10 protein-coding genes are annotated in these 7,339 nt (G+C 29.9%); 1 reads left to right on the top strand and 9 read right to left on the bottom strand.

Translation table 11 applies throughout. From position 1 onward, the window contains the following. From B0A57_RS11710 to kwaA, 7 genes are all read right to left on the bottom strand, one after another. On the bottom strand, positions 1–349 hold a 349-nt coding region (locus B0A57_RS11710), incomplete at its 3' end, for a hypothetical protein (RefSeq protein ID WP_133062905.1). Positions 350–537: 188 nt separating this feature from the next. Beyond that, the gene (locus B0A57_RS11705; RefSeq protein ID WP_038466544.1) at positions 538–1,026 is read right to left on the bottom strand and encodes a hypothetical protein; all 489 of its coding nucleotides are present in this window, start codon (positions 1,024–1,026) and stop codon (positions 538–540) included. A gap of 3 nt (positions 1,027–1,029) precedes the next feature. Then, on the bottom strand, positions 1,030–2,211 hold the full coding sequence (locus B0A57_RS11700; RefSeq protein WP_038466547.1) for an ImmA/IrrE family metallo-endopeptidase: 1,182 nt from the start codon (positions 2,209–2,211) through the stop codon (positions 1,030–1,032). Positions 2,212–2,448: 237 nt separating this feature from the next. Next, on the bottom strand, positions 2,449–2,958 hold the full coding sequence (locus B0A57_RS11695) for a hypothetical protein (protein WP_038466550.1): 510 nt from the start codon (positions 2,956–2,958) through the stop codon (positions 2,449–2,451). Continuing rightward, positions 2,951–3,394 (bottom strand): hypothetical protein, encoded by a 444-nt coding sequence (locus B0A57_RS11690; RefSeq protein WP_038466553.1) that lies wholly within the window; start codon positions 3,392–3,394, stop codon positions 2,951–2,953. The genes B0A57_RS11695 and B0A57_RS11690 overlap by 8 nt, the downstream gene beginning before the upstream one ends. A 96-nt stretch (positions 3,395–3,490) precedes the next feature. Then, the gene (gene kwaB / locus B0A57_RS11685; RefSeq protein WP_038466556.1) at positions 3,491–4,450 is read right to left on the bottom strand and encodes an anti-phage protein KwaB; all 960 of its coding nucleotides are present in this window, start codon (positions 4,448–4,450) and stop codon (positions 3,491–3,493) included. Next, positions 4,447–4,992, bottom strand: a complete 546-nt coding sequence (kwaA, locus tag B0A57_RS11680; RefSeq protein WP_038466559.1) for an anti-phage protein KwaA — start codon at positions 4,990–4,992, stop codon at positions 4,447–4,449. Before kwaA ends, kwaB begins: the two co-directional genes overlap by 4 nt. 111 nt (positions 4,993–5,103) lie before the next feature. On the opposite strand from kwaA, the gene B0A57_RS12340 reads away from it, so the two are divergent. Then, positions 5,104–5,268: a hypothetical protein gene (locus B0A57_RS12340; protein ID WP_207758887.1), complete on the top strand. Its 165-nt coding sequence runs from the start codon at positions 5,104–5,106 to the stop codon at positions 5,266–5,268. A 68-nt stretch (positions 5,269–5,336) separates the two neighbouring features. Here the strand turns inward: B0A57_RS12340 and B0A57_RS11670 are convergent, their stop codons facing one another. Together B0A57_RS11670 and B0A57_RS11665 are read right to left on the bottom strand one after the other, a co-directional pair. Continuing rightward, on the bottom strand, positions 5,337–6,506 hold the full coding sequence (locus B0A57_RS11670; protein WP_038466565.1) for a DUF4062 domain-containing protein: 1,170 nt from the start codon (positions 6,504–6,506) through the stop codon (positions 5,337–5,339). Positions 6,507–6,677: 171 nt separating this feature from the next. After that, positions 6,678–7,286: a hypothetical protein gene (locus B0A57_RS11665; RefSeq protein ID WP_038466568.1), complete on the bottom strand. Its 609-nt coding sequence runs from the start codon at positions 7,284–7,286 to the stop codon at positions 6,678–6,680. Positions 7,287–7,339 lie beyond the last annotated feature (53 nt).

Genomic DNA, 7,339 nt, shown 5'->3' with positions numbered 1-7,339 from the left:
TTCCTTCTTTAGAATATTTTGGATCATCTTTTAATTTAATTCTTAAAGTATAAATTCCTGTAGCATTTGGAGAAAATGAAATTTTGGCTGGGTCAGTATCGTCATAAGAATAATCTTTATCTATTGAAAATTCATTTTTGTCTAATATTTCAACAGCAACATTTATTCCTCTGTTTTTAACAATTATTAGATAAGAAAAATCTTTTTTAAGTTCAATTTTGTAATTAATTATTTTGTTTTCTTTAATATGAAGATTGGAATATTCTTTATTAAAACTTATTTGATTGTTAAGTTGTCCAAATGTGGAAATTGTAAAAAAAATAAAGGCTATAAATAATGTTTTTTTCATTTGAGTTCTTTTATTTCTGCGGTTCAAAAGCATTTCTGCTAACGTTTCGCAGCTACACGAGGCGCAAGGCTTCGTGACTGCATATTTTCTATTTAAGTAAAAAGTTCAATGCGAAACGGCAATTCCACTAAATCCTTGCATCTTGTGTAACTGCTGTTGTAGGCTGTGCCAATATTTATTCCTATTTTTTAATCTTGATGTCCATAACCAAGTTCCTCATTTTTATCCCAAAATGACATAAAAAGTTCTGCTGGAGTACCTTTTTGACTTGTCCAATCAGCAACAATTTTTATTGCTTCTTCTAAATCGTCTAAGTATGCCATTCTTCCGTCACTTCCTCTAATTCCTTTTTCGTCTTTTTTAGCACCTCTATTTATTAGAATATTTTTTTCGTCATACACTATTCGTCTTACATCTTCGTAATCTTTCCCTTTTGGAAGATTATCTTTCAAAAGTTTTGTTAATCCATTATAGTATAATTGAAATTTTGTTACTGGGTCATCAATTTTTTGACCGAGTAATTTTTCGGCTTCATTTTCAATTACAAGTTTTGAATCAATATCAAGTAACAATTGCTCTCCTTTTATTTCTTCAGATTTTTGCAATAATTCTAATCTTTCAATGTCTTCTTTGGAAAGTTTTCTTTCAACAACTTTCTTCTTATTATTTTCTTCCATTTTTTATGCGTTTACGTTTAATAATTCTTTTATCTGCAAAGCAGTTTCTTCAATTGATTGGACATCCCAATTTGCAATATTTAAATTTTTGGTTACTGTTGATATATTGGGAAACTTGTCTTTAAATGCTCCCCAATAATCATTTCCTATTTCTGATTGTCTCCACTGAAATTGAGAATAAATAATTGAAGAATGTATTTGACATTCATTTGCGAATTTTTCTACAATTATTTTATTGTGAATCAATTTTTCAATATATCTCATTTTCTCGCTAGAAAAAAGATACTCTTTAGCAAATTCATTTGCTTTATCTTCTTGAATTAAAAATAAGTCAGGTTCACCTGATAAATGATAATTAGTTTTTTCGATTACTTCTAAATCATAAAGTACGTGATGCAATTCGTGAATTAAAGCAAACCAAATAGTTGCATAATTTTTATTAAAATCTGTAATTACGATACAAGGTTTGTTGTTTACAACAAATGTTGCCCCCCTTATTTGAGTCTTTGGTAGTAAAGGTTGAAAAACAACTGTTACACCAACATTATAAAGTGCTTGAAAAACAGTATTTAAACCGTGTTCAACGTTTTTGGTATATGGCTTTATTTTTGGAATAAGATCAATTAAATTATTGCGACTATAATCATTAGGGTTGTTGATTAATTCAAAATATTTATAACTTGATTTAATCCAAAAATCTTTCATCTTGTCACTAAAAGTTTTTTTTGTTCTACTGTATAAAACATCATTCAATTCTAAATCATAATCATAGATTGAATTAATGCCAAAAAATTTGCAAATTCTATCTTTTAATTGTTCTAAAGAATCGTTTCTATTGATGTAGCCTAATCCAGTTAGAGTTTTTAGGTCAAAAAATTTATTTATGAATGTAATATCCATTGAATCTTGAACCTCTTTTATTTCTTCTTTAGGTCTATCGTTAAAATGAATAATGAGTAAATCATTTAAACTTATTTCAAGAAATTCACCAAGTTTAATAAGTTTATTTACATCAGTTTGCTTTGATGTTTTGTTAAGAATAGCATCTAAACTTTTTCGCTCAATACCTGCAAGTTTTTCAAATTGTGTTTTACTTAAACCAGAACTTTCAAGTTTGTTCGTAAACAATTCTTCCAAAGTTGGTCCATCATATTTAAAACTTTTATTTAAAATCTCATTAATCATAACTTGTAAAGGTAAATTTACCTCAAAGTTACATAAAATTTCAAATAAAGCAATTTTTTTGAGGTAAATTTACCTTTTTATTTCTCTTATGCGGTTTCGAAGGCATAGCCTACAACGTCTCGCAGCTTGCAGAAGTGGCGGATTAAGGAAGCCTAAATTTTCGGTTAAACACTGACTTTGCAAGTACAAAACCAACTTTAAATTAAGCCCAAAACCCGCCATTTTTGCAAACTGCTGTTACCTGCCGTTTTTATTTTTCAAATTCACACTATCAACTTTTCGGTTCATTTCTGCTAAGCAATCTTTTAGCAATGGAATTATAATGTTTTTCTGTTCTTCAAATGATTTGTTTGACATTTCAAGATATTCCTTTTGGTTATATTCAGACATTATTTTGTCCGTTGTGCATTCTGAATACTCTTTCATTATAAAAGGATAATTTTCTGCCATTTGTCCAGAATCTTTTAAACATTTTTCGATTAGAATGTTTCTTGATTCGGAAGTCCATTCTACAGGATAATTATTTTGACTAATTTTATATCTATCTGGATTTGCGGTTATCAGATTATAACCACCTCTTAATATCATAATTATTGAAATTATTTTAAAAAGTGTTCCGTATTTTTCTATTACACTTTCTTTGTTTTCTGTGCTTTTCGGTTTGTAAATACCGAATGATAATAAAAAAATATAGATTCCAGCAACTAATGTTGATATTCCAAAAATGTAAGGTAAATAATTAGTCATTTTTCGGAGTAATTTTATTGATTATTAAAATGACACCAAAGATTACAACTGCTGTAATTATTAAAACTATAAATTCTGACATTCCAAGAGTGCCTTTTTGGTCATATAGTAAATATGCAGTTAATAGTAATCCTCCAATTGATGGAATAATTAATTTTTTTAAATTTTTGTTTAGTTTAATCATTTTTATTTCTGTTATTAATTTCGTTTTTTTCGGCAAAATGGCAGGTAACGAGCCCCCGCTTTGCGGGGTTTTCGAGAGAGCTTGCTCTCGAAGAAAATCTAGCAAAGCGGGTGATGGAAGAACATCGTGCGAAAGCAACGATGGTTTTTCATCGCCCGCGTAGCGGGGGCTCGATGGAAAAAATTGTCCCGAAGGGCGATTTTTTCCATCGTTCCGCCGCTTTGAGATGGTGTGTGGTTCGTAACCTTTCAATTTTCGGCTTTGCAGAAAATATGATGCGAAACGGTAATTCCACTAAATCACACACTAGCTCAAAACGGCTGTTGGTGGCTGGCGTTTTATTTACTACTAATTTTCATTTTGAATTTCTAATAATTTATCTTTTGCGTGGCTGTCATATTGTAATTCTGTAAGTTGTGAAAATAAGAAGTCATCATTCAGTAATTTCAAAAACAACTTTTTGGAAACACCAGTTTCTAAATTTATTTTTGTTCCATCTGCATTAAAACTTATTTTACCAGTTAATTCTGGATGGTTTCTGATAAAGTTTATTACATTAATTACTGGTACGTTTAAAACTGGTGAGTTACGAATTTTCATTAATTTTCTTGCATTCGGCATACTTTGAGCAATTTCCATTAATTGTTCAATGTCTTCAAGTAATTCATTTGCTTCAACTAAACCAATTGTATTTAATGCTTGATTTCTGATAACATCTTCAAAACCAAAGTATCTCTCAAGTATATTTAATTTCAACACTATTAGATTGTCATCAACCATCATAAAATCAAAACTTTTATCTAATGCTATTACATCGTTTTGTACTTCAACAAGTCTTTCTCCACTTGGAACCAATAAAAACCGATCTCTTCTCAATATATTCATTGAGTGATGTTTTTTATATAAAGCTATTTTATTTCCTTCATTTCCGATTGTTATTAAATACCCTTTAATATTAACGAGTTGGTCTTGATTAAAGTTGAAATGAATTTGTTCTTCGTTAGCAAGAATTTCGTCAAGAATATTTAAGCTTTCAGGTCGTTCATCTATATCGTACTTATAAACAACATTTTTTCGGTCATCCGCCTCGCTAATATTTTGATAATGAAGTTCTTCATTGTTTATGAATTTTTCCTGAATATATTCAAGAAAACGATTTTTTAATTCTAGTTTTGCCACATTTTCAATATCAGCAAACCGTATTACTGTTTCTCCTTCGTGGTCTAACACAAAATATAAAACTGCACCAACATTATTGTTCGGGTTTAAAAAATAATTTAGTCTAGTAATTAGCTCTTCTCTTGTCATAATTTTACGAAATATACGTTATCACTTAATGGAATGTGGTGAACTTCGTCACCTAATTTTAAATTTTGTTTTGATATAAAAATTAGTCCAGTGTTTTTTTCTGTATCTACTTTAAAAAGTTTGTAACCCAGTAGTGCTAAAGTCGGATTTTTATAAAATAAGTTAGTTTTGATAAAAATAGCTCCGATTATTATCAAAAGCAGAATTGTAACAACTAAATCTTTGCCTTCTAATTTAACTCTCAAAAAAGGAATTATGTATGTCGTTAAAAAAGTTAAATGTTCATAGCTTTGGTCTTCAATTTTTATGATTTTTTTTGGCAATCTTGTCGAACCTTTCAAAAAATAAGTAAACCTTGCATAGTAAAATAACCCTAAAAGGGAAAGACAAAATGAAATTAATGAAATTGAATTAAGGCTTAAAAAGTTCATTATGTTTTCGTAGGAAGATGAAAAAGTCCAAGAAATAAAAACGAATTCCTTTACAGCTACCAAAAAAAATAGTAACCAAAGTGAAATAATATAAAGTTGTATTTTTTTCATTTTCTTGTTTTCGTTTACTCATGCAGTTCGGTACGCTTGCCACCAACGAGCCCCCGCTTTGCGGGGTTTTCGAGAGAGCTTGCTCTCGAAGAAAATCTAGCAAAGCGGGTGATGGAAGAACATCGTGCGAAAGCAACGATGGTTTTTCATCACCTGCGTAGCGGGGGCTCGATGGAAAAAATTGTCCCGAAGGGCGATTTTTTCCATCGTTTCGCGGCTTCACGAAGTGGCGATGAACCAAGACCAAGCCTTCACAAATATAAGCAAAACTTTTAATTAAAGACCTTTCCAATTTCTGATAAATCCCGTGCCTCGCCATTTCTTGAAACCGCTGTTAGCCGTAGTTATTTTAATTGTATGCTTTTCTGTAGTTCTATCGCAATTGAATAACTTGTTTTTAATTTTAATAATAAATCTTCAAGCTTTTCAACAACATTTGATTTCGCTTTATTAAATTCTTTTGACATTCTTGGAAATCCCTCAATTGAATTTAAAAAGGTAGTCATTCCATTGATTGCACTTATAATTCCAGTTGTTAAAATATTTATAGAATTAGTTGTTGAGTCAATTTCTTCATCTGTCACATTAAGGTCTTTACTTGAAATATTATATAGATTTGACATTGAATCTATTGTTTTTTCAAAATTATCAAAGAAAATTGGAATTTCTGGTTCTAATCTATTAGCGTAATTATCCATTACTTTTGCTGTTCTAATAAAAAAATCTTGAACAATTTTTAGGTTAGTTTGATTTCCACTTGCGATAATAGTTCCTATTTCCGTGGTTTTTTTATTGAACTGTTCTCCAATCCAAGTTGTAGCTTCAGAAATTCTATTTAATGATTGATTAGATTCATTCATATACTCTTGCATCATTATTTGATAATCGATTAAGCCATATTCTTCTTCAATTATTTCTGCAAGAATTAAATTTTTATTGTCAGCGGTTTCTACAACTTCTGTTTGAGTTAACGAATTAGTTTTTAAATCATTGATTCTCATTGGAATGTGAATTCGTAAAAATTGACTTAATTCCGAGATATTATTATATTCAAAATACAATACTTTTTTGTTCTTACCAATTTCTGATTTGAATTCTTGAATTTTTTTTATTTGTTCAGGATTAATATCGCTCATTGAAATGGGTGCAGTTTTGAAATAAAATAGGATTTGTAGTGAATTAGAATCTTCAAGAAAACGATTATAAGCATTTAAAAATTCCTCTTCTGTTCCTGATTCGGCAGAATCTGTTTTGGTTCCAAACTTTCCCCAGATTATTCCAATAAAAATATCATAATCGTTTCCTAAATCTGAGTTAATAATTTTTTGAGGATGAATTGTTGAAATTCCTGCCGCAGAATGGGTTTCCCATTTTAAAAGTTCAATAAATATTTCATTTTGCTTTCCATATGATATATTCAATTCTTTGACAACTTCATCAATCGATAATCTATCGTCTTTTAAATCACTTGGAGAAGCTAAAAATATTTTGTATTTTGTTACTGTTGATGGCATATTTTTTCGTGTTTTTTGGATAATTACGGCTAACGTTCTCGCGCTTGGCGTCAGTTGCGAACTTGGGAACTGATTATTTTCTGTTAAAGATAATATTTCTTGCGAAACGTGAACGTGAATTTACCACAAAATTAGCAATTGCGCCAAACGTGTGTTGGCAGATCGGCTTTTTTATGCAATTTTTTCTATTCTGCAATTTTCGCACAACGGATAACTTTCAACAAACTCTTTTATTTGAGTTTTCATTTTATCAAAGGATTGTCCGTAAAAATATAAAGCAATACCATTCTCATTTTCCCAGTTTCTATTTACAATATATTCTGTTTCTGTTAGCCTATGAATTTCTGTAATCACAAAGTTAATATCGCATTCTTCGTAAACATTTTTCGGCAAATTTGTTCCGTCAAGATAAATTCCAATTCCTTCTAATTTTCCAAAATTGATTTTTTCTTGAGTTTTCTCTACGTTCATTACAGAACCTTTTGGTGCTCCAAGATTTTCTAATTTCTCAATTATTTTATTTATAACGGTTCTATCAATTTCAGTTCCGTTAAGTTTTATTTCAACGTCACAATAATCAATTTCTCCACTTTTTTCCTGCATAGTTCCACCACCAGAAACCTCTCCAATATTTTCCGCAACTAAAAGTTCATCTAAAGGATCTTCATAAATTTCTCCTCTGTCAATTGGCATAATTTTGTCATTTAAAGTTGCCACAATGAAATTTGATTCTTCAATTTTTTCTTTTTTGAATAATCCTCCGAGTAATTTCTTTATCATAATTCTCTTTTTCTAAGATTTTTTTTAAGCTGTCTGCCAACGAGCCCCCGCTT

The organism is Flavobacterium psychrophilum DSM 3660 = ATCC 49418 (assembly GCF_002217405.1).
Taxonomy (GTDB): domain Bacteria; phylum Bacteroidota; class Bacteroidia; order Flavobacteriales; family Flavobacteriaceae; genus Flavobacterium; species Flavobacterium psychrophilum.
This window is presented reverse-complemented; position numbering and strand designations above follow the sequence as displayed.